The following is a 24370-nucleotide window of genomic DNA, read 5'->3' as shown; positions in this document are numbered from 1 at the left end:
CGCCCCCGGCGGGCGCGCTGGGAGACACGATGAAGACCGTATCCGAAAACAAATGCTTTGGCGGAACCCAGGGCGTTTACACGCATGCCTCCGACGCCTGCAAATGCGACATGACCTTTGGCCTGTTCCTGCCCGAAGAGGCGGCCCATGTGCCGGTGCCCGTGCTCTGGTATCTCTCCGGGCTGACCTGCACGCATGAAAATGCAATGGTCAAGGCGGGCGCACAGGGCTGGGCCGCCGAACACGGGCTGGCGCTGATCTTTCCCGACACCTCGCCGCGCGGCGACGACGTGGCCGATGACGAGGCCTATGACCTGGGCAAGGGCGCCGGCTTTTACGTCAACGCGACAGAGACGCCCTGGGCGCCGCATTTCAACATGTGGGACTACGTGGCAGAGGAACTGCCGGCCCTCGTCGGCGCCAACTTCGCGCTCGACATGAGCCGGCAGGCGATCACCGGGCACTCGATGGGCGGACACGGGGCGCTGACCCTTGCGATGGGCCTGCCGGGCCGTTTCGCCAGCGTCTCGGCCTTTGCGCCGATCACCAACCCCTCCGCCAGCGACTGGGGCCGCAAGCAGCTGGGCGCCTATCTCGGCGCGGACGAAACCACCTGGGCACCGCATGATTCCACCCTGCTGATGCGGGACAAGGGCTTTGACGGGCCGGTGCTGATCGACCAGGGCGGCGACGACCAGTTCCTTGACCTGCTGAAACCCGAATGCCTGGCAGAGGCGATGGCCGCCCGCCGCCAGGACGGCGTCTTCCGGATGCAGAAAGGCTATGACCACAGCTATTTCTTCGTCTCGAGTTTCATGGAAGACCACGTCGCCTTCCACTCCGAGGCGCTCCATGCGTGACCCGGTCCCCGCCCCGCGCCGGGATCTCCTCCCGCGCGGGAGCGCGCGATGACGCTATATGTCGACGCCGATGCCTGCCCGGTCAAGGCAGAGGCCGAAACCGTCGCCACCCGGCACAGGCTGGCGAAGGTTCTGGTCGCCAACGGCGGGCTGCGCCCCTCGCGCAACCCGCTGGTCAGCCTGCAGATCGTCCCCGACGGTCCCGACGAGGCGGACAAGTGGATCGCCGACCGCGCAGGCCCCGGCGACGTGGTCATCACAAACGACATCCCGCTGGCGGCCAAATGCGTCGAGGCGGGCGCGCAGGTCCTGCGCCCGGACGGCTCTGCCCTGACGCAGGCCAACATCGGGGCACAACTGGCGATGCGCGACCTGATGAGCGACCTGCGCGCCGCCGATCCCTTTCGGCAGGGGGCGGGCAAGGGGTTTACAAAGGCCGACCGCAGCCGTTTCCTCGACGCATTGGAACGGGCTGTCCGGCAGGCAGGGAAGACAAAGACATGACCATCAAAGCGGTGATCTTCGACATCGGCAACGTGCTGATCGAATGGCAGCCCGAACGCTACTACGACGCACGGATCGGCGAGGACCGGCGCCGCGCCATGTTCGCCCAACTGGACCTGCACGGCATGAACGACGTCATCGACCGCGGCGGCGATTTCCGCGGCACGGTCTACGACTGGGCGGAAAAGACCCCGGAATGGGGTGAGGAAATCCGCCTCTGGCACGACGACTGGCTGGAAATGGCGAAACCGGCCATCCCCCGTTCCGTCCGCGTGATGCGGGCGCTGAAGGCCAAGGGCACGCCGGTCCATGCGCTGACCAACTTCGGCATCGGCACCTGGGAAATCGCCACCCCGGCCTACGACTTCCTGAACGAGTTCGACCAGGCCTTCGTCAGCGGCCACATGGGCGTCATCAAACCCGAAGCCGAGATCTACGAACAGGTCGAAACCCGGCTCGGCTTGCCCGGCCAGGCGTTGCTGTTCACCGACGACCGCGCCGACAATATTGCCGCCGCCGCCGCGCGCGGCTGGCACACCCATCACTTCACCGGACCTGACGGCTGGGCAGAACGGCTCGTCGCCGAAGGTCTGCTGACCGAAAGCGAGGCGCAATGACCACCATCATCCCCTTCGACGAGGGCGAGACGAACCTCGACTGGCTTGGCCTCGCGCGGGCCTTTGACGCGGGCCACCAGCGCCCCAAGGCCGAGATCGAGGATGTCTTTCTCTACCGCGGCAAGGACACGCTGCTGAATCGTTCGGCCTGGATCGACGGGCTGGGAATCGCGGTCAAGGCGGCCACGGTCTTTCCCGGCAACCCGGACAAGGGCAAGCCGATGATCGGCGGCGCGGTCAACCTCTTCGACGATACCGACGGCAGCCTGGCGGCGGTGGTGGATTTCCACCTCGTCACCAAGTGGAAGACCGCCGGCGACAGCCTCTGCGCGGCGCTGAAACTGGCCCGGCCCGACAGCCGCAGGATCCTGATCGTCGGCGCGGGCACGGTCTGCGCCTCACTGCACCAGGCCTATTCCGCCGGTTTCCCGGATGCAGAGTTCACGGTCTGGAACCGCACACCCGACAAGGCCCGCGCCTTCGCCGAAGAGCGTGGTATCGCCTGGGCCGAGGATCTCGAACAGGCGGTGGGCGCCGCCGATATTGTCACCTCGGCCACCATGAGCACGGATCCCCTTCTGAAAGGCGACTGGTTCCGCCCCGGCCAGCACATCGACCTGATCGGCGCCTACCGCCCCGACATGCGCGAGGCCGACGACACGGCGATCAAGCGCGCGCGCCTTTTCGTGGACAGCTACGACACCACCCTCGCCCATATCGGAGAGCTCAAGATCCCCCTGACCAACGGGCTGATCACCGGCCATGACATCGTCGCCGACTACTATGCGCCGGACCTTTTCCAGCGCCGCAGCGACGACGAGATCACCCTGTTCAAGAACGGCGGCGGCGCGCATCTGGACCTGATGTGCGCGCGCTACATCCTCGACGCCTGGCAGGCGGCATGACCCTGGCCGGCGGCGCTCTGGCGCTTGCCGCCCTCGGCGCCGCCGCCCTGCCCGCCTGGCGCGAAACCCGCCGCCAAGACGTCGCCGGTCTCCAGACCAACGCTCCCGGGCAATTCGCCGACCTGTCGCAGGGGCGCACCCATTACCAGTGGTCCGGCCCCGAGGAGGCCCCGATTGTGGTCTGCGTCCACGGGTTGACCACCCCCTCCTTCGTCTGGCGCGGCCTGATACCTCACCTGACCGCCGCAGGCGCAAGGGTGCTCAGCTATGATCTTTACGGGCGCGGCTTTTCCGATGCGCCGCCCGGCCGCCAGACCGGCGCCTTCTTCACCCGGCAGCTGTCCGACCTGCTGGCGCATGAGGGGATCGACGGCCCGGTGACCCTTGTGGGCTACTCGATGGGCGGCGCCATCGTCACCTGCTTTGCCGCCGCGCACCCGGACCGCGTGCACCGGCTGGCCCTCGTGGCCCCCGCGGGCTTGGGCCACGATCTCGGGCCGATTGCCCGTTTCACCACCGGCGTGCCCGTGCTGGGTGACTGGCTCTTTCACATGATGTATCCCGGCCAATTGCGCGCGGGCATCGCGGCAGAACGCGCCCTGCCCTCCTCGGTCCAGGGGATCACGGATCTGCAACTGGCCCAGCTCGACCGGCGCGGGTTCCTGTGGTCGGTGCTGTCCTCGCTGCGGGGCATCCTGCACGCGCCCCTGGAAGCGGAACACCGCAAGATCGCCGGGACCGGGATCCCCGTCACGGCGGTCTGGGGCCGCGAGGACAAGGTGATCCCGCTCGGCGCCCTGCGCACCCTGGCCCGTTGGAATCCCGCCGCCCGGCAAGAGGTCATCGACGGCGCCGGCCATGGCCTCACCTACACCCACACGGATCAACTCGCCCGCGCGCTCGACCTCTGAACGTCCAGCGTTTCTTTGGGCCCCGAATACCTCTGGGGGGAGGCTCGCAGAGCCGGGGGGCAACGCCCCCCTTGCCTCAGGCGACCGCGGGCACAGGTGCCGGGCGGTTTTCCCGGATCGGCAGATGCACCAGCGCGCTCAACGCTCCGACACCCACGCCGATCCACCAGACCATCGTGTAATCCCCGGTCACGTCATACAGGCGTCCCCCCAGCCAGACTCCAAGGAAGCCGCCGACCTGGTGGCTGAAAAAGACGACGCCGTAGAGCGTGCCCATGTAGCGCAGCCCGTACAGATGCGCGACGAGGCCGGAGGTCAGCGGCACCGTCGCCAGCCAGAGCGAGCCCATCACGGCGGAAAAGACCAGCACGCTGCCCGGGGTGATCGGCATCAGGATGAAGGCGGCGGCCACGACCGTGCGCGCGGTATAGATCAGCGCCAGTAGGTACTTGCGCGGAAAGAGATTGCCCAGCCAGCCCGCCGTCAGCGTCCCCGCGATGTTGAACAGCCCGATCAGCGCGATCGAGGCGGCCCCCAAGGCCGAGGTCGTCGTCACCCCCAGAGAATGCAGCGTGCTGCCCACGGCAATCGGCCCGCACATCTCGGTCACCAGCGCCGGGAAATGCGCGGTGATGAAGGCCAGTTGATAGCCGCAGGAAAAGAACCCGATGAAGATCAGCGAGAAAGAGGGATCGCGGAACGCCCGCCGCAGGATCACGCCCATGCTCTCCTCGATCTCGGTCTTCGAGGCCGCCGGCGCCCGCATCAGAGGCAGCGTCAGCAGCACCGTCAGCAGCACGCCGGCAAAGACGAAAAAGACCATCTGCCAGGACATCAGCCCCAGCAGCGCCTCGGCCACCGGCGCGCCCACCACCTGGCCCGCGCTGCCCGCCGCCGTGGCAATGGCCAGCGACATCGACCTGTTCGCATCGCTCGACGCCCGGCCCACCACCGCCAGGATCACGCCGAAGCCGGTGCCCGCGATGCCGAAGCCCACCAGAACCTCCAGCGCCTGCAGCGAAAATGGATCGCTCGACAGGCCCGACAGGACCAGCCCGATGGCATACATCACCGCGCCCAGGATGATTGCCACCCGGTCGCCCATCCGCTCGGCAAAGGCGCCGAACAGCGGTTGGCCGATGCCCCAGGCCAGGTTCTGGATCGCGATGGCCAGGCTGAACTCGGCCCGGGCCCAGCCGAATTCCTCGGCAATCGGGATCTGGAAGACCCCGAAACTGGCCCGGACGGCAAAGCTGACCAGGATGATGATGCAGCCGACGATCAGGACCGGCGTAAAAAGCGGGGCACGGGACGACATGATGGAACCTCCGGAACACGGGCGCCGAGAAGTCGCCCGTTCGTCCCCCAGCGTCAATCTCGAATGCGTGATGTTTCGGTTCAGTATTCCTTATGCGTCGCCGCGCCAGCCGGTCAGGCGCGCGCCCCCGGTCAGGTGATCGACAAGGTCGCTGGCCCGTACCTCCGAGTCCTCGGTCTCGGCGATCCGCGCCAGTGCCCGGTCGCGCAGGGCGGCGGGCGTGTCCTCGAAGGAAATGCCCACCTCGCCCTCGCCTTCGCAAAGCGCGGGCAGGCCCAGGATCGGGCGCAGGTCCAGCACCGCCAGCTTCGGCAGCCCCTTCAGCGGCGACAGGTCCGTCACCCCGGTGCGCCGGATCGACAGCTGGCGCAGCCCCCGGCACCGCGCCAGCGGCGACAGGTCGGTGACGGCGGTCCCGTCCAGCCACAGCTCTTGCAGCCGTTCCTCGTCCTCCATCCGCGCCCCCCGCCTGTCACCGCATCAAGCGACCCTGCCATGTGCCGCCGTCCCCCCGCAAGCCGCACGGCGCCTCTACACAAGGCCCCGCGCATTGGCTATGCGAGGGCATGGCCACTGTCACAGAAGTCTACCAATCCCGTGTCGCATCGGGAAAGATCAAGCCGGACGAGGCGCAGACCGCCGTCCTGCCCGAACTGGAACGGCTGCGCACCGACCTGGCACAGCCGGTCAAGCGCGGCTTTTTCCGCAAGACCATCGAGGCGCCGCAGGGCCTGTACCTCTGGGGCGGCGTCGGCCGGGGCAAATCCATGCTGATGGACCTCTTTGTCGACACGCTGGACGTGCCCGCGCGCCGGGTGCATTTCCACGCCTTCATGCAAGAGGTCCAGGCCGCGATCCACAAGCTGCGCAGCCAGGGTGCCGAGGACCCGATCAAACCCGTCGCCAAGGACATCAGCGACACGGTGCGCGTGCTGGCCTTCGACGAGATGCAGATCACCGACATCGCCGACGCGATGATCGTGGGCCGCCTCTTCGAGGCGCTGTTCGACGGCGGAACCACCGTTGTCACCACCTCGAACCGGCTGCCCGACGATCTCTACAAGGACGGTCTGAACCGGCAGTTGTTCCTGCCCTTCATCGACTTCCTCAAGGAGCGGATGGTGGTGCGCGAACTGGCCTCGGACCGCGACCACCGGCAGGACCGGCTGGCCGGGGCCAAGGTCTTTTTCACCCCCGCAGACGCCGAGGCCCGCAGCCAGATCGACGCCCTGTGGGAGGAACTGACCCACGGGCTGGAAGAACCCCTGACCCTGCACGTCAAGGGCCGCGAGGTGGAATTGCCGCGCTATCACAACGGTGTCGCGCGGGCGTCGTTCTTTGACCTCTGCGGCCGGATGCTGGGCCCCGCCGACTACCTCAAGCTGGCCGAGAGCGTGCGCGTCCTCATCATCGAGAACATTCCGCAGCTCTCGCGCCGCAACTTCAACGAGGCCAAACGCTTCGTCACCCTGATCGACACGCTCTACGAGGCGCGGGTCAAGCTGATCGCCTCTGCCGCCGCGCAGCCCGAAATGCTCTATGTCGAGGGCGAGGGCAGTTTCGAGTTCGAACGCACCGCCAGCCGCCTGCGCGAAATGCAGGCCGCCGAGTGGTCCACCTGACACAGGGCCGGCACCGGGCGCAAAAAAAGGGGGCCGGTAGAACCGGCCCCAGTTTTATGCTCGTTGCTTGCCTGTAGTCTTCTTGGTCACAAAACCGGGATGGTCAGCTCCTGTCCCACCCGGATCCTGTCTGGAGCGGAGATCTTGTCGCGGTTGGCGTCGTAGATCACCATGTATTGCATCGTGTCGCCGTAAGAGCGGTAGGAAATCGCGGTCAGGCTGTCGCCCTGCCGGACCGTATGGACCTCTGCCCGGGCCCGGGGACGTGTCCGCAGTGCGTCCGGGCCGGCACCCACCCCCGGGGCCTTGCCCGCTGCCCCCTGCGAGGCCCTGAGCGCCGCTGTGATCGCCAACGCCGGGTTGGCGGTCTGCGGTTGCGGGGTCGGGGCCTGTGTCACCTCGACCGACCGGGCGAGGGTCGGCGCGGCAAGCAGACAGAGTCCGACTGCGAATGCGCAGCGCATTTTGTGCAGCATTTTCAGTTGTCCCCCAAGATGCGGCGAAACACGTCATCCCCGTGTGTTTCGGCGCGGCAGCTTGTCCAAATATAGGCAAAGCGCCGCGAATCAGTCAAGACAAAGTGATTCGCGGCCTACAAGTTTCTGGGGAACTCAAGCCAAATCAAAAGGCTGATTCGGCCTGTACGCGGACGCCATGGGCCCGGCGTCAGCTCATCCCCTCGCGCAGCACGGAGCCCGCCAGGTACAACGATCCGCAGATCAGCACCCGTGCGCCGGGCGTCTCGGCCACGATGGCGCGCAGGGCCGCAGCCACGTCTTCGGCCATCTGGGCCCGATGGCCGGACTCCTCGGCCATGCGGGCGGTGTCCTCGGCCGACAGCGTATTGGCCTCGCCGGGGATGTTCACTGCGGTGAGGCTGTCGGCCACCGCCGCCAGCGGCGCCAGGAAACCGCGCGCGTCCTTGGTGTTCAGCATGCCGCAGATCAGGTGCGTCGGGCGTTCGGGCAGACCGCCCAGATGCGCAGCCAGCGCCTTGCCCGCCGCCGGGTTGTGTCCGCCGTCCAGCCACAGTTCCGCCTCGGGCGCGATCTCGGTCAGCGGCCCCTGCCGCAACCGCTGCATCCGCGCGGGCCAGTTCGCCTCGGTCATGGCGCCCTCGAATGCGGCCTCTCCCAGGCCCAGGTGCCGCAAGACCGCCAGCGCCGCGCCCGCGTTCTCGATCTGGTGGGCGCCCGGCAGCGCCGGCAGCGGCAGGTCCAGCAGCCCGTTCTCATCCTGGAACACCAGCCGCCCGCGCTCTTCCCAGGCGTGCCAGTGCTGCCCCTGCGCCAGCAAGGGCGCGCCCAGCGCCTCGGCCCGCGCCTCGATCACCTCCAGCGCCTCGTCCGGTTGCGGGCCGACCACGCAGGGCACACCCCGCTTGATGATCCCGGCCTTTTCCCCGGCGATCCGCGCCAGCGTGTCGCCCAGGAACTGTTCGTGGTCCATCGAGATCGGCGTGATCACCGTCGCCGCGGGCCGGGCCACGACGTTGGTGGCATCCAGCCGCCCGCCCAGCCCGGTCTCCAGCAGGACGAAATCCGCCGGAACCCGGCTCATCGCCAGGATGGCGGCGCAGGTGGTGATCTCGAAATAGGTGATCGACGCGCCACCATTGGCGGTCACGCATTCGTCCAGCACCTCGGTCAGGGCCTGTTCGGAAATCAGCTCTCCGCGCAGGCGGATGCGCTCATGGAACCGCGCCAAATGCGGCGAGGTATAGGCGTGGCAGCTCTGCCCCGCCGCCTCGATCCCGGCGCGGATCATGGCCAGGGTCGATCCCTTGCCGTTGGTGCCCGCAAGGTGGATCACCGGCGGCAGTTCCTGCTCCGGATGGCCCAGCGCCTCCAGCAGCTGCCAGACCCGGTCCAGCGTCAGGTCGATGATCTTGGGGTGCAGCGTCATCATGCGCTGCAGCAACTGGTCGGACCCAGGCGCGACTACGGTCATCTTGGTGGAACCTATCGAGAGGCGGAGACTACTCCGCGGAATCGTCCAGTGCCGCGTTCGGCTCGGCGGAGGGTTTCAGATCGTCCGGGCCGGGCGCGGGCAGGTCGCCCCAGGTCGCCGGCGGCATCTTCATCAGCATACGGGTGATGACGATCAGCTCTTCGCGCATCTTGCGGCGGTCCGTCACCCGGTCCAGCATCCCGTGTTCCAGCAGGTATTCCGCGCGCTGGAACCCCTCGGGCAGCTTTTCGCGGATCGTCTGTTCGATCACGCGGGGACCGGCGAAACAGATCAGCGCGTTCGGCTCGGCGATCTGCACGTCGCCCAGCATCGCGTAGGACGCGGTCACACCGCCCGTCGTCGGATGGGTCAGGACCACGATGTAGGGCAGCCCGGCCTCTTTCAGCATCTGCACGGCGACCGTGGATCGCGGCATCTGCATCAGGCTCAGGATGCCTTCCTGCATCCGCGCGCCACCGGCGGCGGAAAACAGCACCAGCGGGCGGCCCAGCTTTACCGCTTCCTGCGCCGCGGCGATGATGGCGTTGCCGACGTACATCCCCATCGACCCGCCCATAAAGCTGAAGTCCTGCGCAGCGGCGACGATGGGCGTCCGCCCGATCTCTCCGGCGGCCACCAGCATGGCTTCCTTTTCGCCGATGCTCTTCTGCGCCGCCTTCATGCGGTCGGGATAGCGTTTCTGGTCGCGGAAATGCAGCGGGTCAGGCAGCGGGTCGGGCACCGCGACCTCGGTGAACACACCGCCGTCGAACAGCGACAGGAACCGGTCGCGCGGCGTGATGTGCATGTGGTGCCCGCAGTTCGTGCAGACGTTCAGGTTGTCGCTGATCTCGCGGTGGAACAGCATCGTGCCGCAGCCGTCGCATTTGGACCAAAGGTTCTCCGGCACCTCGCGGCGCGAAAAGATCGAGTTGATCCGGGGGCGGACGTAGTTGGTGATCCAGTTCATGAAAGGCTCGCGCGGGTTCCAGGATGGGCGAGAAATAGGCAAGCCGCCCCGGAATTGCAATCAACCAAAGCCAGTGGCCCCGCCCGCGCAGGCAATCCCCTGCCCTACAACCGCAGCGCCACGCGCGCCGCCAGCCAGCTGACCCCGATCAGCGCCAGATCCAACGGCAAGAGCGCCGCAAGCGCCGCCTCGTCGCCGGGACCAAAGGGCAACTGCCGCAGCGCCAGACCGGACATTTCCCCCTGCAGGGCGGTCACCGCGAAAGCCATGAAGTTGTTAACGAAATGCAGCCCGATCGCCGGGCCGAGGTTGCCCGCCCGCGCCGTCAGGTCCGCCGCTGCCAGTCCGAACAGCGCGCTCCACACCGCGATCAGCGCCGCGTTGCCGCCATAGACACCGGGCAGGTAGTGGCCAACGCCGAAAACGACCGACGGCAAGCCCAGCCAGATCAGCGGATGCCGGAAGCGCGCCGCCAGCTGCGACTGGAAATAGCCGCGGAAAAAGACCTCTTCGGCGCCGGTCTGGATGATCAGGACCACCAGAGTCGTCGGCAGGAACAGCATCCAGCTGTTCACCGGCAGGCCCGGCACCGTCGAAGACAGGTAATCCCAGGGCGGCAACAGCAACACCGCGGCGTTCAGCACCGCCACAGCGCCAGTCACCCGCAGGAAATCGCGCCAGAACAGCGGCCATGGGCCAATCAGGCTGCGCCCCGGCCGCTTGTGCAGGATCTCTGCCACCGCCATCGCGGCGATCCACAGGGCCCCGCTCAGCAACAGGACAAGGGTCAGGCTGCCGGGGGTGTCGCCGCTTTGCAGGTTGTCCAGCAAGGTCAGGTAGGCGTCGCCCGCCATCAGGCTGCCCAGCACCGCGATCACGCCGCGTGCCAGGGCGAACCAGATCACCACGATCAGCACCAGCCCGATGCCCAGCCGCCACAGCTCGGCGCGGCCCTCGGCGGGCAAGGTCATGAACTGGTGGCGCCTGTAGCTCATGCGGCGGTCAGGCCGTCCGGGCCGAGGCCGCGCGCAGCACCTGCGCATAGCCATTCGCCAGCATCATCCGCCCCGTCACGCCCTTGGCCCGCAACATCGCGTGCAGGCGCGGCAGGTTATGCGCGGGCACATGCATCACCAGATGGTGTTCAAGATGGTAATTCACCCAGTAGGGGGCAAGAAACAGCCGCTCCAGCGGCCCGGCCAGGGTGGTGCGCGTGTTGCGCAAGGGATCCTCGCTGAACTCGGTCGCGCCATGTTCGGCGATATTGCGGATCCGCAGCACCATCTGGAACCATGTCAGCAGCGGCAAGAGCCACAGAGCGAACCACAGCCACCAGCCGCCCAGCGCCCAGAACAGCGCGAACAGCACCACGTTCGCCACCAGCGCCCGGGTCAGCACCGGCCCGTGAAAGGCCTGCGCCAGGTCCTGGCTGCTGACGCCCTCGGTCTCGCCCACAAGGCGAAAGGCAAAGGCCACCTGCGCCGCCCGCTGCTTGATCCCCGTCTGCCCGGTGATGTCCCGGATCAGCTTGCGCCGCAGCGAGGCCCGGGTGGTCGGAAAGGGTTTCGACAGGCGCAGGTCCGGGTCCTGTTCCGTCTGCGTATGGCGGTGGTGCATCAGGTGATAGTGCCGGTAGCTAGCCAGATCCGCCAGGATCGGCGCCCCGCACAGCCAGACACCGGCAAATTCGTTCAGTTTCCGCGACTTGAACAGCGCGTTATGCGCCGCCTCGTGCATCAGGATCGCCAGCCCCAGCTGCCGCGAGCCGATCACCATGAAAGCCAGCACAAAGGTCAGCACGCCGGGCCACCACAGGAACAGCGCCAGCGCGCCAAGGATCAGCCCCCAGCAATGCGCCAGCAACGCCGCGCCCCAGAGGTCGGAACGGGCCGAGAGGCTGCGAATCTCCTCCGTCGTCAAAAAGGCCTTTCCCGGTGTCATGGCCTCATGATCCGGGGCCGGGGGCATGGCTGTCAACGGTGTCGCCCTCCAATTGGATCAACAAGCCGGGAGCCTGCGCCGTTGACCCCGCCGTTCCCCGTGCTACAGCAGCGCCATGCTGGATATCTTCCTCAAGACCCTGCCCTTCTTCGGCCTGATCGGGCTGGGCTATGGCGCCGCCAAGACGCGGTTCTTCTCGGAAGAGGCCAGCGCCGCACTGACCAAGTTCGTGTTCTTCTTCGCCCTTTCGGCGATGCTCTTCCGCTTTTCGGCCAATCTGCGCTTTGACGAGATCTTCGAGCCGCGGCTGGCCAGCGCCTATCTCTGGGGGACCGCCGTCACCTGGGCCCTGGGCATGGCGGTGGCCTTCCTGCGCGGGCTGGACCTGCCCACCGCCTCGATCGAGGCGCAATGCGCCGCCATCGGCAACACCGGCTTTCTTGGCGTTCCCATGCTGGCGCTGCTTTTGGGGCAAGAGGCCGTGGGCCCGATCATCCTGATCCTTTCCATCGACCTGATCGTCTTTTCCTCGCTCCTGACGCTGTTGGTGACGGGCGCGCGCGAGGGGCACATGGGGCTGGGCATCCTGTGGAAGCTGCTGCTGGGACTGCTGAAAAACCCGATGATCGTCTCCATCGGTCTCGGCCTTGCCGTCTCGGCCAGCGGCTTGCCCGTGCCCGAGGTCGCCAACAGCTTCCTGACGACGCTGGGCAATGCCGCCACGCCGGGCGCGCTCTTTGCCATCGGGGCCTCGCTGGCCTCAAAATCCGCCGAACGGATCGAAATCGCCGCCTGGCTGAGTTTCGCCAAGCTGGTGCTGCACCCGCTGTTCGTGGGGCTTGGGGTCTATATCTTCTTTCCGGTCGATGCCTACCGCGCCTCGGTGGCGGTTGCGGCCGCCGCGCTGCCGGTGGCGGGCAACGTCTTTATTCTGGCACAACACTACGGCATCGCGCCGCAGCGCGTCTCGGCCTCTATCCTGATTTCCACCACCGCCAGCATCGTCACGGTCAGCGCCGTGATCGCCACGGTCACCAGCTGGTGGCCCTGAGCCAGCCGCGAGAGCGGGCGCCTACATCAGCTCTGGTTGGCGCCGCGCATCTGGCGGATGCTGCCCCGGATCGCGCGCCAGTTCTCCGCCTCCCGGTCGTCGCCCGCATCCCGGGACTCCCGTTCGCGCTGCGCGGCCTCCGCCTCGGCCTTGCCCCCATGCGCCCGGTAAAGGGCATGTGCGATTTCGGTCGCCTTGACTGGATCCATTAGTCCATCCTCCTCTGATGTCCTGACGATTGCGCACGCCGCACCGGCCTCCTCCGGGACGGCGTCAGGATCAACGCACGAGGCGGGCTCCGGGTTCCCGGAAATCCCGCTCAGTCGACTCGGCGCAGCAAAAGCTGGTTGCCGCTGGCGCTGCGCTTGGTTTCGAAAACCTTCAGTTCCGCCACCAGGTCCGAGAGTTTGCGCTTGCCGTAGCTGCGGGTGTCGAAATCCGGGTTGGCGGCGGTGATGACCTGCCCGATATCGCCCAGGCGATACCATTCGTCGTCCTGGTCGATGGATTCCATCGCCTTGAAGATCAGGTCCCGCGCCTGCGTCAGATCGGTCTTGGCCTTGGGTTTGTCGCCCGGGGCCTTCTCGGGGGCCGAATCCAGGTTTTCAAGGAAAATGAAGCGTTTGCAGGCCTTGCGGAAGGCATCTGGCGTCTTCTGCATCCCCATGCCGTAGACATCCAGCCCCTGTTCGCGGATACGGCTGGCCAGCCGGGTGAAATCGCTGTCCGAACTCACCAGCACAAAGCCGTCGAAACGCCCCGTGTGCATCAGGTCCATCGCGTCGATCACCAGCGCGATGTCGCTGGCGTTCTTGCCCACGGTATTGGCGGGCGAGTGATGCGGCACGATGCCGAAATCCGCCTGCACCTTGTTCCAGCCCGACATCTGCTGGCTGGAGAAATCGCCATAGCAGCGGCGCACGCTGGCCTCGCCCAGGATCGCGATCTCGTCAAAGAGCGCCTTGGTGTATTTCGGCGAGGTGTTGTCGGCGTCGATCAGCACCGCGAGGAGAGTGTTTTTTGACATGGGCGCATCCTGACCCCAATGCGGGACCGGCGCAATCGCAAACGAAAATCGCCAAATTGGTAAGATTTGTTGACAGCTTGAAGGGCGTTCAATTTACTCTAGCGCGAGTCGGCGCCAATATTTCGCAACGATAAGCCGACCAAATTTGAAAAATTGGGAGGAAATTATGACCACAAGACACTTGGCCTCTGCCTTGGCCCTGGCCTCGATGACGGCCCTGCCGGCCCTCGCACAGGACAACATGGACAAGCTGACGAACATGCAGCGCACCGACGCCACGTTCACCCATGTGGCGCAGGACGGCGACCGGGCCGAGGCGCTGGAAGGCATCCTGCAACACATCAATGTCCCCGACGGTTTCGAAATCAGCCTCTACGCGGTCGTGCCGGATGCGCGGTCGATGGCGGTGGCTCCGCAGGGCACCGTGACCTTCGTCGGCACCCGCAAAGACAAGGTCTGGTCGGTGGTGGACCGCGACCGCGACCGCGTGGCCGACGAGGTTTTCGACTTTGCGCCGTCAATCACTTTCGACATTCCGAACGGCCCCTGTTTCTCGCCAGACGGGTTCCTTTACATCGCCGAGCGCAACCGCGTGCTGACCTTCCCCGCGGCAGAGTTCTTTTTTGAAGGGCCCGACCCGGCCGTGGGCGTTGTCGTCGAGAAGGGCGATCTGATCCCCGAGGAAGAGGAAAGCTTCAACCATACCGCGCGGGTTTGTCGCGTCGGCCCGGACGGCAAGCTTTATATTTCGCTGGGACAGCCGCACAACGTGCAGCCCGCCGACAAGGTCGAGATGTACGACGAAATCGGCATCGGCGGCATCATCCGGATCAACACGGACGGAACCGGACGAGAGGTCTATACGCGCGGCATCCGCAATTCCGTGGGTCATGACTTCAACCCCGCCAACGGCGATCTCTGGTTCACCGACAACCAGGTCGACGGCATGGGCGATGACATTCCCCCGGGCGAGTTGAACCGTCAGACGGCGGCGGGCCAGCATTTCGGCTTCCCCTGGACCAATGCGCGTGTCGAAATCCCCGACTTCAAGGATGTCCCGCGTCCCGAAGGCGTCGAATTCGTCGAACCGCAACTGGAACTGACGGCCCATGCCGCCGATCTCGGGATGCGGTTCTACAGCGGCAATTCCTTCCCGGATGACTACAAGGGCGGCATCTTCTGGGCGCAGCACGGCTCGTGGAACCGTACCACGCCGGTCGGCGCGCGGGTGATGTTCACCCGCCTCGACGAAAACGGCGACGCGGTCAGCGCAGAGATCTTTGCCGATGGCTGGCTGGATGAAGAGACCGGCGAATATCGCGGCCGCCCGATGGACATCGCCTTCCTCAAGGACGGGTCCATGCTCGTTTCCGACGACTTCGCCGGCGCCATCTGGCGTATCGCCTACAACCCGGCGCCCGCCGAATGATGCGGCGCATCCTTGCAACGATCCTCGGCGGGCTGACGCTCGCCGGGATCACCCTGGTCCTCCCCGCCGCAGCAGACGATCCCGCCGCCGGACGCAAGATCGCGAACATGTGCCGCACCTGCCACGGCATCGACGGCTATGCCGCGATCCCCATCGCGCCGCACATCGGCGGCGAGCCGGAGGACTACCTCGAAGCGCAGCTCATGGCCTTCAAGACCGGCCAGCGCCAGCACGAGATGATGAGCGTCGTCGCTGCGGGCCTCAGCGCACAGCAGATCTCGGACGTGGCGGCCTGGTACGCCGCGCACGGGGTCAAGACGAGGCTGCCGGAGGGGGTCGCCCCCGAAGACGCCCCGCAGCAATGTGTCTCGTGCCACGGCGCGGACGGCATCTCGCTCCTGCTGAACGCCCCCAACCTCGCCGGCGAGACGAACATCTACATCGACACGCAGCTCAAGGCCTTCAAGCGCGGCAAACGCGAACACGAGATCATGTCCGCCGTCGCCGCAGAGCTGACCGACGAGGAAATTCGCGCGATCGCCGATTGGTACTCGGCCGTCGAACTCACGATAACGCCTCCGGCGGACTAGGCCGAAAGGAAGGTGTCAGGCCACCTGCCTGTCCGCCAGCGTGCGGTACATCACCAGCGCGTCGACATAACCCTCGGCGGGATGCAGGAAGGCGCCGGGCAGGCGCCCCACCACCTCGAACCCCGCGCGCTGCCATGTCGCCACCGCGCGCGTGTTGGTCGAGACGACGAAATTGTACTGCATCGCGCGAAACCCCAGCCGCGGCGCCTCTTCCAGCGAATGCGCCAGCATCGCCCGCGCCACGCCGCGCCCCTGCGCCGCCGGGGCGGTGACATAGCCGCAGTTGCAGACATGGCTGCCGCCGCCCTTCTGGTTGCGCACCATGTAGTAGGTGCCCAGGGCCTCTCCCGCGTCCTCGGCGACAAAGACATGCCGTTCCGGCCCGAACCAGTAGTCCAGCGCCGCTTCGCGCGGGATGTCCGGGTCGATGGCATAGGTGTCGCCTGCGCGGAACACCGGTTCCAGCATGGTCCAGACCGCCGCCCGGTCCGCCTCGACAGCCTTGCGTATGATCACGCCTGCCCCTCCGTCCTGATATGGATCACCGCGCCGCAATGCTTGCAATGCACCGCGTCCGCGTCATGCAGCACCAGCCCGCATTGTTCGCACTCCTCGCGCACCTTGTTGGGGCGGATCAATACCTGCACCAGCCGCAGGAACAAGGTGACGCCAAAGATCATCACGATGACCGAAATCAGCCGTCCCACATCCCCTTGCAGGGTGATGTCGCCGAACCCCGTCGTCGTCAGCGCCGTGACGGTGAAGTAAAGCGCGTCCGCATAGTTCTGGATCTGCGGATTGAAGGTGTACTGCGTGGCATAGACCAGCCCCGTCATGATGAAGATGAAGACCGCCAGGTTCAGCACCGCCAGCACCACATCCTCGTTGCGGCGGAAATAGGCAAAGTCGCGCCTCAGCTGGGCCGACAGGTGGTAGGTGTGCAATAGCCGCAGCGTCCGCATCACCCGCATGAATCCCAGCCCCTCGCCCGCCAGCGGCGCCAGGAAGGAAACGATGGCGATCAGGTCGGCAATCGTCACCAGCCGCGTCATCAGCCGCACCCGGTTGGTCGAGATCCAGAACCGCGCGCCGAGCTCCGCCAGGATGATGACACCGAACACCGCGTCCACCGTCTCGACGAAGGGGCCGTGTTGCGTAAAGGACGTGGCAATCACGAAGAGGATGGTGCCGATGTCAAAGAACAGCAGCGCGTAGCGGAACCTGTGCGCCCGGTCGCTCTCACCGACATAGAGCTCACGGATCTTGTTGCGCATGGGCCGTCCTTTGGTGGTCTGGGCAAAAGACTAGGACGGTTTTCCGGGAAGGGAAAGACGCCCGGGGGGCTGGCGCGATGACCCGGCATCGCGCTCCCCCCGAACGAAAAACGCCGGCCCTTCATGGACCGGCGTTTCCACAAGCCTGGGGCGGGGTTTCCGCCGTCCCGGTCAGTAGACCACGACAGAGCGGATCGATTCACCCGCGTGCATCAGGTCGAAGCCCTTGTTGATCTCGTCCAGCGTCAGCGTGTGCGTGATCATCGGGTCGATCTCGATCTTGCCGTCCATGTACCAGTCGACGATCTGCGGCACGTCCGTCCGGCCCCGCGCGCCGCCAAAGGCGGTACCGCGCCAGACCCGGCCGGTGACCAGCTGGAAGGGACGCGTCGAGATCTCGGCCCCGGCGGGTGCCACGCCGATGATGATCGACTCGCCCCAACCCTTGTGCGCCGATTCCAGCGCCGTGCGCATGACGTTCACGTTGCCGGTCGCGTCAAAGGTATAATCCGCGCCGCCCTTGGTCAGGTCGACCAGGTAGGGCACAAGATCGCCCTCGACCTCGTTGGGATTGACGAAATCGGTCATGCCGAACTTCTCGGCCATGGCGCGTTTGTCGGGGTTCAGGTCGACGCCGACGATCTGATCCGCACCCGCCAGCCGCAGGCCCTGGATCACGTTCAGACCGATGCCGCCCAGGCCAAAGACAATCGCGCGGCTGCCGATCTCGACCTTGGCGGTATAGATCACCGCGCCGATGCCGGTGGTGACGCCACAGCCGATGTAGCAGACCTTGTCAAAGGGCGCGTCGGGGTTGATCTTGGCCAGGCTGACCTCGGGCAGAACCGTGTGGTTCGAGAAGGTCGAACAGCCCATGTAGTGCAGGATCGGCGTGCCATCGAGCATCGAAAAGCGCGAGGTGCCGTCCGGCATCAGGCCCTGCCCCTGCGTCGCGCGCACGCTCTGGCAGAGGTTGGTCTTGGGGTTGAGGCAGTATTCGCACTGGCGGCATTCGGCGGTGTAAAGCGGGATGACATGGTCGCCCGGCTTCAGCGAGGTCACGCCCGGGCCGACCTCCAGCACCACGCCCGCGCCCTCGTGGCCCAGGATCGCCGGAAACAGCCCCTCGGGGTCGGCACCCGACAGGGTGAACTCGTCGGTGTGGCAGATCCCCGTCGCCTTGATTTCCACCAGGACCTCGCCGGCCTTGGGACCTTCCAGGTTCACGTCCATGACCTCAAGGGGCTTGCCCGCTTCCAGGGCTACTGCGGCTCTTGTGCGCATCGTCCATCCTTCTCGTGGATTTGTATTTGCGCGGACTCTGATGCAAACCGAGGGCCGTCGCAAGCGCGGGCCGGGCCTTTTTGGGCACGCTTCGCCCGGCGCCGGACGCCCGGTGCCAAGGCGGGTTTCCCAAAGGTCACGGGGCGACCGGACACGCGACAAATGCGACACCAGCGCCGCCGATCTCCCCCGTCCGGCCTGCGACCTTTGCGCCCGTTAACCGGATTTCCGGCCGGCGCCGCGTCGCAACGCCGGAGGCCGCCCCGCGTTTTGTACAAAATGCTGGAATCGCCGTACCTTTTGTACGTTTTGTACGATTCGCAGCGACGGGGCCGGGGTGACACCTGCCCTCCGCCTTGTGGTCGCGGACACCGCGCCCCCAAGGTCTTGTGTTGCGCGCACGGCGTACGCCCCGTTACCCCACCGTGCGCTCTTGAAACCCCGCCTCCCGGACTCGACTCCGCGTGCTGCGAGGATTAGAACATAACAAGAACATTCTGCCCGCGACTCCCCATGCCCAACCGCCGAATCCTCTCGCTCTGGTTCCCCCGCCTTGGCGCCGAACGCCTGATCCGCGCCCAGCCTCACCTGGCCGAAGTGCCCTTTGCCACCGTCGCGCAAGAGGGCTCGGCGCAGGTGTTGGGATCGCTGTCACAGGCCGCCTCCCTGGCCGGACTGCGCCCCGGTCAGCCGCTGCGCGACGCCCATGCCATGTGCGCGGGCCTGCTCACCCGTCCGGCGCAACCCATTCAGGAGAAAGCCTTTCTTGGCGCCCTGCACCGCTGGGCGGGCAAGTTTTCGCCCTGGGTCGCGGTGGAGCCGCCCGATGCTCTGGTGATCGACCTGACCGGCTGCGCGCATCTCTTTGGCGGTGAGGAACAGCTGGCACAACAGGCCACGCAGGACTGCGCCGACCTTGGCCTGACGGTGCATTTCGGCATCGCCGACACGCTGGGCGCGGCCTGGGCGCTGGCGCGCTTCTCGCAACAACAGGCAGACCCCGCCCGCTCCGGCGACGCCATCGACCAGGAGGCCCCCGCCACCCGCGCCCGCGCCGGCAAGCGCCGCCACTGGACCCGCGGCGGCACCGCCCCGCCACGCTCCGCCGCGCAGGGCACCAGGACACGCATCGCGCCCCCCGGCCAGGGCTGGCGCGCGCTGTCACCCCTGCCCATCGCGGCATTACGGCTGGAACCCCATGTTATCGAACAGCTTTCCCGCCTCGGGTTGCGCCGCGTGGGAGATCTTCTGGGTCAGCCCCGCGCGCCGCTGGCACGCCGGTTCGGGCGCGGCCTGGTCGATCGGCTGGACCAGGCCACCGGCGCCGCGCCGGAACCGGTCTCGCCCAGCGCGCCGCCGGATCGCTTTGCCCTGCGCATGTCCTTTCCCGATCCCATCGGGCTGGAGGAAGACGTGGCCGAGGCGCTCTCGCGCATGACGGAACGGCTCTGCACCACGCTCAAGGCCAGGGGCCGCGGCATCCGATCACTGCGGATCGAGGCGCATCGCTGCGATCACCAGATGTACTGGCAGACCGTCACCAGCGCCGTGGCCAGCGACCAGCCCCACCGGCTCATGCCCCTGATAAGGCTAAAGATCCCCGATCTGGATGCCGGGCCCGGCATCGACATGCTGCGGCTGGAGGCGGTGGTGCACGAACCGCTCCATGCCCGCACCCGCGCCGGCCACCTGGAGGCCGCGCAACAGGGCACCCGCCGCATCCACGGCGGCGCCGCGCTCGAGGACCTGGTCAGTCGCCTTGGCGCCCGGCTGGGGATGGAGGCGATCACGCGCCGCGCCCCTGCCGACAGTCACATCCCTGAAAAGGCGTCGCAAATCCTGGCCGCTGCCTGGTCACAGGCCGCACGCGACTGGCCCGCGCCCCCGGTGATCCGCCCCCTGCTGCTCTGGCGGCCCGAGCCTGTCGCCGCCCCAGACCAGCCGCGCCCGCCGCAGCGGTTTCGCTGGCGCGGACGGGACTGGCAGGCCACCGCCCGAGCGGGTCCGGAACGGATCGCGCCGGAATGGTGGCTGGACGATCCCGACTGGCGCTCGGGCCCGCGTGACTACTGGCGGGTCGATACGGACCGCGGCGAAAGGCTCTGGCTGTTCTACGCGCATGGCGGCATGGCCTCACCCGGCTGGTTCTGCCAGGGCAGCTTTGCCTGAGCGCCACTGGTCATCCGCGCCGGCCCATGACAAAAACGCGACGACCAAGGACGGAGCCGCCCATGCAGATCGCCTCTCTCATCGCCAAACCCGGACAGCTCGACCCGGCGTTGGTCGAAAACCTGCGCAACGCGCTGGGGGGCGGCACGGTCAGCTGGCTTTCCCCGGACGAGGCAGCTGAATTCCCGCTGGAAACCACGCCCGGCAACCTCGACGAGATCCGCGCCTCCATCGCGGAGATGGCGGACCTGAACGTCCTGCCAGAGGCGAACCGGCGCAAGCGGATGCTGCTGGCGGACATGGACAGCACCATGATCCAGCAGGAATGCATCGACGAACTGGCCGAAGAGGCGGGCGTCGGCGCGCATGTGAAAGAGATCACCGCCCGCGCCATGAACGGCGAGCTGGATTTCGAAGGCGCCCTGATCGAACGGGTCGCCCTGCTCAAGGGCCTGCCGGAGAGCGTCATCGACAAGGTGGTCGAGACCCGCATCACGCTGATGCCAGGCGGCAAGACCCTGCTGGCGACGATGCACGCGACGGGCGGGCATTGCGTTCTGGTCTCGGGCGGGTTCACCGCCTTCACCACGCGGGTTTCAGCACTGCTGGGCTTTGACGAGAACCGCGCCAACACGCTGTTGATCGAGAACGGTGAGCTGACCGGAGAGGTCGGCCGCCCGATCCTGGGCCGCGAGGCCAAGGTCCAGGCGCTGGACGAAATCACCGGCGAACTGGGGATTTCCGCCTGTGACGTGATCGCCGTGGGCGACGGCGCCAATGACCTGGGCATGCTGACCCGCGCCGGGCTGGGCGTGGCGTTGCACGCGAAACCCTCGGTCCAGGCGCAGAGCGACCTGCGGGTGAACCACGGTGACCTGACAGCCCTGCTCTACCTGCAGGGCTATGCCAGGGGCGAATTCGTCACTGCCTGACCAGCCCCGCCACGGGCCGGATTTCCCCGGTCACCAACCCGTCCCAGTTGCTAATCGGCGGATTCAGGAAGCGCGCCACATCCGGGTGGTCCGCGTCGAGCACCCCCAATCGCACCATCAGCGCCGCGATCACGCATTCCGAGGCGCGCGTCGCCCCATCCGCGATCTTGACCGCCACGCCCAGGCCGCGCGCGGGCAGTATGGCGATGAAATATCCCTCTGCACCGGTCTTGAGTGCCACCGGCTCTTTCGCGGCCTGCATCAGCAGGGTGCAGGCACGCCCCTCGCCCGCGACCAGAACGGGGTGTGCGATCATCGCCTCCACCAGTTCCGCCGCCGCCCGCGACTGCGCATCGCCCCGCCCCGCTGCGCCCGCAAAGAACGCCATCGCGCGCGCCATGCCGGTCATCGTGGTGGCGAAGTTCGGGGCCGAACAGCCGTCGATGCCGAACCCCGGGCTGGTTTCGCCGGTCACCTCTTCGAAGGCCTCGCGGCAGGCCAACTGCACGGGATGCGCGGGATCGACGTAATCCGGTCCCGCCTTCAAGTGCTGCGTCAAGGTCAGAAAGCCGGTGTGCTTGCCGGAACAGTTGTTCAGCACACGCCCGGGGTCTTGCCCCTCCCGGATCATCGAGAACCGCAATTCCTTGTCCCGCGAGGGCTGTGGCCCGCACAGCAGGTCATCCTCGGTCAGGCCCCGTTCGGCCAGCCAATCGCCCACCAGCCGCGCATGCAGCGGCGCCCCGTTATGAGAGGCACAGGCCAGTGCCAGCCGCTCTGCCCCCAGCCCGGCCTCCCGCGCCGCGCCCGAGGACACGAGCGGCAGCGCCTGGAGCATCTTGGCCGAACTGCGCGGCAGGATTACCGCCTCGGGGTCGCCCCAGGCATCGACGATTTCGCCCGCGGTGTCACAGATCACGGCGTGCCCGGAATGCCAGCTTTCGATCACGGGTCCGCGATGAATTTCGACCAGGGGAACCGCTGTCATGAACAACCTCCAACAGTTGAGCGATAATCTGCCACCGGGGCTTTTACGCCCGACTTCTTTCAGGCTATTGTCCCGCCGTCGAGATAAAAACCCTTTCGTGTGCGGGCCATCCGGGACATTCAAGGCCCAGTGCGGAAGTCGAGGTAGAGACAGCTGGAGGCTGCAGGAATGATTTCAGGTCTGGGTCGGGGATTGGGCGCGCTCGCCCTTGTGCTGAGCGCGGCGGCAGCAGGCGCGCAGGATAGCAGTACGGCGCGCGTGGACGCGATGACGGACTGGTCGGTGTTCGAAGAGGAAACGCCCCGCGAATGCTGGGCCGTGACCACCTACAAGGAAAGCGTCAACACCAAGGACGGCCGCGTGGTCGCCGTGACGCGGGGCGAGATCCTGTTGATGGTCTTCTTCCGTCCCGAGGCAGGGGTCAGCGGCCAGGTCGCCTTTACCGGCGGCTATCCCTTCGCGGACGGGTCGACCGTCAACGTGGTGATCGGCGACAGCGAGTTCGAGCTTTATACCGAAGGCGAATGGGCCTGGCCGGCCACCCCGCAGGACGACACCCGGATCATCACCGCGATGAAGCGCGGCGCGGACGCGGTGATCACCGCCGTTTCCTCGCGCGGGACCACCACCAAGGACACCTTCTCGCTGCTTGGGTTCACCGCCGCCTTTGAAGACGCCGAGGCGCGCTGTTCCTGATCCGAGGGGAACGGCCCAAGGCCGTTTCTTGAGTATTTGAAGAGAGAAGAAGCAGGGGCCGCGTGACGAAATGTCATCCGGCCCTTTGGCTTTGCCTGCGAATCCTGTATACGGCGGGCTTCGCGCCAGACAGGAGCCTTTTCGCATGACTGCGACGACGCCCATTACCCAGGATCTCTTGACCGTCCCCCGCAAGCTGCCGGAGGGACTGATGAACATCATCGGCCTGACCCGCCCGCAACTGCGCGAGGCGCTGTTGGCCGCCGGCACACCGGAAAAACAGGTCAAGATGCGGGTCAACCAGGTCTGGCAGTGGCTGTATCACTGGGGCGTGCGCGATTTCGACGCCATGACCAACCTGGCCAAACCCTATCGCGCATTGCTGGCGGAAAACTTCGTGATCGCGTTGCCCGAGATGGTTTCGCGTCAGGTTTCGGCCGATGGCACGCGCAAGTACCTTGTCCGCATCGCCGGCGGGCACGAGGTCGAAGTGGTCTACATCCCCGAGGAAGACCGCGGCACGCTGTGCATTTCCTCGCAGGTGGGCTGCACGCTGACCTGTTCCTTCTGCCATACCGGCACACAGAAGCTGGTTCGCAACCTGACCGCCGGAGAGATCGTCGGGCAGATCATGCTGGCGCGCGATGACCTGGACGAATGGCCGGAACCGGGCACCGGCACGGGCGAGAGCGGCCCGCGCCTGTTGTCGAATATCGTCCTGATGGGCATGGGCGAGCCGCTGTACAACTTTGAGAACGTTCGTGACGCGATGAAGATCGCGATGGACGGTGAAGGCATCGCCCTGTCGCGCCGCCGTATCACCCTGTCCACCTCTGGCGTGGTGCCGGAAATCGCCAAGACCGCCGAGGAAATCGGTTGTCAGCTGGCGGTAAGCTTTCACGCCACCACCGACGAGGTGCGCGACAAGCTGGTGCCGATCAACAAGCGTTGGAACATCGAAACCCTGCTGAACGCGCTGCGCGAATACCCGCGCCTGTCGAACTCGGAACGCATCACCTTTGAATACGTGATGCTCAAGGATGTGAACGACACGGACGAGGACGCGCGGCGGTTGGTCAAGCTGATCAAGGGTATCCCGGCCAAGATCAACCTGATCCCCTTCAACGAATGGCCCGGCTCGCCCTACCAGCGGTCGGATTGGTCGCGGATCGAGAAGTTCGCGGATATTATCTACAAGGCCGGCTATGCCTCGCCGATCCGCACCCCGCGGGGAGAGGACATCATGGCAGCCTGCGGGCAGTTGAAATCCGCCACGGAACGGGCACGCAAGTCGCGCGCGCAGATCGCGCAGGAAACCGGTCTGGGCTAAGC

26 protein-coding genes are annotated in these 24370 nt (G+C 66.5%); 13 read left to right on the top strand and 13 right to left on the bottom strand.

The window, feature by feature from the left end; translation table 11 throughout:
- Positions 1 to 29: 29 nt before the first annotated feature.
- The 5 genes from fghA to RBB42_RS15115 are packed head-to-tail and all read left to right on the top strand — an operon-like array spanning position 30 to position 3797.
- Positions 30 to 860: an S-formylglutathione hydrolase gene (gene fghA, locus RBB42_RS15135; RefSeq protein ID WP_305970200.1), complete on the top strand. Its 831-nt coding sequence runs from the start codon at positions 30 to 32 to the stop codon at positions 858 to 860.
- A gap of 48 nt (positions 861 to 908) precedes the next feature.
- The gene (locus RBB42_RS15130) at positions 909 to 1364 is read left to right on the top strand and encodes a YaiI/YqxD family protein (RefSeq protein ID WP_305970199.1); all 456 of its coding nucleotides are present in this window, start codon (positions 909 to 911) and stop codon (positions 1362 to 1364) included.
- Entirely contained in the window at positions 1361 to 1981 is a 621-nt protein-coding gene (locus RBB42_RS15125; RefSeq protein WP_305970198.1) for an HAD family hydrolase, read from the top strand. Before RBB42_RS15130 ends, RBB42_RS15125 begins: the two co-directional genes overlap by 4 nt.
- Positions 1978 to 2886, top strand: a complete 909-nt coding sequence (locus tag RBB42_RS15120; RefSeq protein ID WP_305970197.1) for an ornithine cyclodeaminase family protein — start codon at positions 1978 to 1980, stop codon at positions 2884 to 2886. The genes RBB42_RS15125 and RBB42_RS15120 overlap by 4 nt, the downstream gene beginning before the upstream one ends.
- Positions 2883 to 3797, top strand: coding sequence for an alpha/beta fold hydrolase (locus tag RBB42_RS15115; RefSeq protein WP_305970196.1), 915 nt, complete (start codon positions 2883 to 2885; stop codon positions 3795 to 3797). The genes RBB42_RS15120 and RBB42_RS15115 overlap by 4 nt, the downstream gene beginning before the upstream one ends.
- Before the next feature lie 76 nt (positions 3798 to 3873).
- Here RBB42_RS15115 and RBB42_RS15110 read toward each other — a convergent pair whose 3' ends face one another.
- Together RBB42_RS15110 and RBB42_RS15105 are read right to left on the bottom strand one after the other, a co-directional pair.
- Positions 3874 to 5115 (bottom strand): MFS transporter, encoded by a 1242-nt coding sequence (locus tag RBB42_RS15110; protein ID WP_305970195.1) that lies wholly within the window; start codon positions 5113 to 5115, stop codon positions 3874 to 3876.
- A gap of 90 nt (positions 5116 to 5205) precedes the next feature.
- Complete coding sequence (locus RBB42_RS15105; RefSeq protein WP_305970194.1) at positions 5206 to 5571, bottom strand: leucine-rich repeat domain-containing protein; 366 nt, start codon at positions 5569 to 5571, stop codon at positions 5206 to 5208.
- A gap of 110 nt (positions 5572 to 5681) precedes the next feature.
- Between RBB42_RS15105 and zapE the strand changes: the two genes are divergently transcribed.
- Positions 5682 to 6737, top strand: a complete 1056-nt coding sequence (gene zapE / locus RBB42_RS15100; protein ID WP_305970193.1) for a cell division protein ZapE — start codon at positions 5682 to 5684, stop codon at positions 6735 to 6737.
- Between the two features lie 86 nt (positions 6738 to 6823).
- On the opposite strand, the gene RBB42_RS15095 is transcribed toward zapE, so the two are convergent.
- The 5 genes from RBB42_RS15095 to RBB42_RS15075 form a co-directional block, all read right to left on the bottom strand.
- Complete coding sequence (locus RBB42_RS15095) at positions 6824 to 7213, bottom strand: LysM peptidoglycan-binding domain-containing protein (protein WP_305970192.1); 390 nt, start codon at positions 7211 to 7213, stop codon at positions 6824 to 6826.
- A 190-nt stretch (positions 7214 to 7403) separates the two neighbouring features.
- Positions 7404 to 8687, bottom strand: coding sequence for a bifunctional folylpolyglutamate synthase/dihydrofolate synthase (locus RBB42_RS15090; RefSeq protein ID WP_305970191.1), 1284 nt, complete (start codon positions 8685 to 8687; stop codon positions 7404 to 7406).
- Between the two features lie 28 nt (positions 8688 to 8715).
- Positions 8716 to 9657: an acetyl-CoA carboxylase, carboxyltransferase subunit beta gene (accD, locus tag RBB42_RS15085; protein WP_306043727.1), complete on the bottom strand. Its 942-nt coding sequence runs from the start codon at positions 9655 to 9657 to the stop codon at positions 8716 to 8718.
- Between the two features lie 104 nt (positions 9658 to 9761).
- A complete protein-coding gene (locus tag RBB42_RS15080; RefSeq protein WP_305970189.1) occupies positions 9762 to 10652 on the bottom strand; it encodes a CPBP family intramembrane glutamic endopeptidase in 891 nt (296 codons plus the stop codon).
- A 7-nt stretch (positions 10653 to 10659) separates the two neighbouring features.
- Positions 10660 to 11598: a fatty acid desaturase family protein gene (locus RBB42_RS15075; protein WP_305970188.1), complete on the bottom strand. Its 939-nt coding sequence runs from the start codon at positions 11596 to 11598 to the stop codon at positions 10660 to 10662.
- A 115-nt stretch (positions 11599 to 11713) separates the two neighbouring features.
- Between RBB42_RS15075 and RBB42_RS15070 the strand changes: the two genes are divergently transcribed.
- Entirely contained in the window at positions 11714 to 12649 is a 936-nt protein-coding gene (locus tag RBB42_RS15070; protein ID WP_305970187.1) for an AEC family transporter, read from the top strand.
- Positions 12650 to 12675: 26 nt separating this feature from the next.
- On the opposite strand, the gene RBB42_RS15065 is transcribed toward RBB42_RS15070, so the two are convergent.
- On the bottom strand, positions 12676 to 12858 hold the full coding sequence (locus tag RBB42_RS15065; protein WP_305970186.1) for a hypothetical protein: 183 nt from the start codon (positions 12856 to 12858) through the stop codon (positions 12676 to 12678).
- A gap of 110 nt (positions 12859 to 12968) precedes the next feature.
- Positions 12969 to 13676: an NYN domain-containing protein gene (locus tag RBB42_RS15060; protein ID WP_305970185.1), complete on the bottom strand. Its 708-nt coding sequence runs from the start codon at positions 13674 to 13676 to the stop codon at positions 12969 to 12971.
- A 166-nt stretch (positions 13677 to 13842) separates the two neighbouring features.
- Between RBB42_RS15060 and RBB42_RS15055 the strand changes: the two genes are divergently transcribed.
- Both RBB42_RS15055 and RBB42_RS15050 read left to right on the top strand, forming a co-directional pair.
- Positions 13843 to 15105, top strand: a complete 1263-nt coding sequence (locus RBB42_RS15055) for a PQQ-dependent sugar dehydrogenase (protein WP_305970184.1) — start codon at positions 13843 to 13845, stop codon at positions 15103 to 15105.
- Complete coding sequence (locus RBB42_RS15050) at positions 15105 to 15695, top strand: c-type cytochrome (RefSeq protein ID WP_305970243.1); 591 nt, start codon at positions 15105 to 15107, stop codon at positions 15693 to 15695. The genes RBB42_RS15055 and RBB42_RS15050 overlap by 1 nt, the downstream gene beginning before the upstream one ends.
- Before the next feature lie 15 nt (positions 15696 to 15710).
- On the opposite strand, the gene RBB42_RS15045 is transcribed toward RBB42_RS15050, so the two are convergent.
- The 3 genes from RBB42_RS15045 to RBB42_RS15035 all read right to left on the bottom strand — a co-directional run bounded on the left by RBB42_RS15045 (position 15711) and on the right by RBB42_RS15035 (position 18253).
- On the bottom strand, positions 15711 to 16163 hold the full coding sequence (locus RBB42_RS15045) for a GNAT family N-acetyltransferase (protein ID WP_305970242.1): 453 nt from the start codon (positions 16161 to 16163) through the stop codon (positions 15711 to 15713).
- Positions 16164 to 16207: 44 nt separating this feature from the next.
- The gene (locus tag RBB42_RS15040) at positions 16208 to 16969 is read right to left on the bottom strand and encodes an ion channel (protein WP_305970183.1); all 762 of its coding nucleotides are present in this window, start codon (positions 16967 to 16969) and stop codon (positions 16208 to 16210) included.
- A 171-nt stretch (positions 16970 to 17140) separates the two neighbouring features.
- Positions 17141 to 18253 (bottom strand): S-(hydroxymethyl)glutathione dehydrogenase/class III alcohol dehydrogenase, encoded by a 1113-nt coding sequence (locus RBB42_RS15035; protein ID WP_305970182.1) that lies wholly within the window; start codon positions 18251 to 18253, stop codon positions 17141 to 17143.
- Positions 18254 to 18766: 513 nt separating this feature from the next.
- Between RBB42_RS15035 and RBB42_RS15030 the strand changes: the two genes are divergently transcribed.
- On the top strand, positions 18767 to 20422 hold the full coding sequence (locus RBB42_RS15030; protein WP_305970181.1) for a Y-family DNA polymerase: 1656 nt from the start codon (positions 18767 to 18769) through the stop codon (positions 20420 to 20422).
- 62 nt (positions 20423 to 20484) lie between these two features.
- Positions 20485 to 21354 carry a phosphoserine phosphatase SerB gene (serB, locus tag RBB42_RS15025; RefSeq protein WP_305970180.1) on the top strand — a complete coding sequence of 290 codons (870 nt, stop codon included), beginning with the start codon at positions 20485 to 20487 and terminating at the stop codon, positions 21352 to 21354.
- Here the strand turns inward: serB and RBB42_RS15020 are convergent.
- The gene (locus RBB42_RS15020) at positions 21344 to 22342 is read right to left on the bottom strand and encodes an asparaginase (RefSeq protein WP_305970179.1); all 999 of its coding nucleotides are present in this window, start codon (positions 22340 to 22342) and stop codon (positions 21344 to 21346) included. The two genes, serB and RBB42_RS15020, sit on opposite strands and share 11 nt — an antisense overlap.
- Positions 22343 to 22510: 168 nt before the next feature.
- Between RBB42_RS15020 and RBB42_RS15015 the strand changes: the two genes are divergently transcribed.
- Both RBB42_RS15015 and rlmN read left to right on the top strand, forming a co-directional pair.
- Positions 22511 to 23038 carry an invasion associated locus B family protein gene (locus RBB42_RS15015; RefSeq protein WP_305970178.1) on the top strand — a complete coding sequence of 176 codons (528 nt, stop codon included), beginning with the start codon at positions 22511 to 22513 and terminating at the stop codon, positions 23036 to 23038.
- Between the two features lie 145 nt (positions 23039 to 23183).
- Positions 23184 to 24368: a dual-specificity RNA methyltransferase RlmN gene (rlmN, locus tag RBB42_RS15010; RefSeq protein ID WP_305970177.1), complete on the top strand. Its 1185-nt coding sequence runs from the start codon at positions 23184 to 23186 to the stop codon at positions 24366 to 24368.
- Positions 24369 to 24370 lie beyond the last annotated feature (2 nt).

Source organism: Mameliella sp. MMSF_3455 (genome assembly GCF_030733205.1).
Taxonomy (GTDB): Bacteria; Pseudomonadota; Alphaproteobacteria; order Rhodobacterales; family Rhodobacteraceae; genus Antarctobacter.
This window is presented reverse-complemented; position numbering and strand designations above follow the sequence as displayed.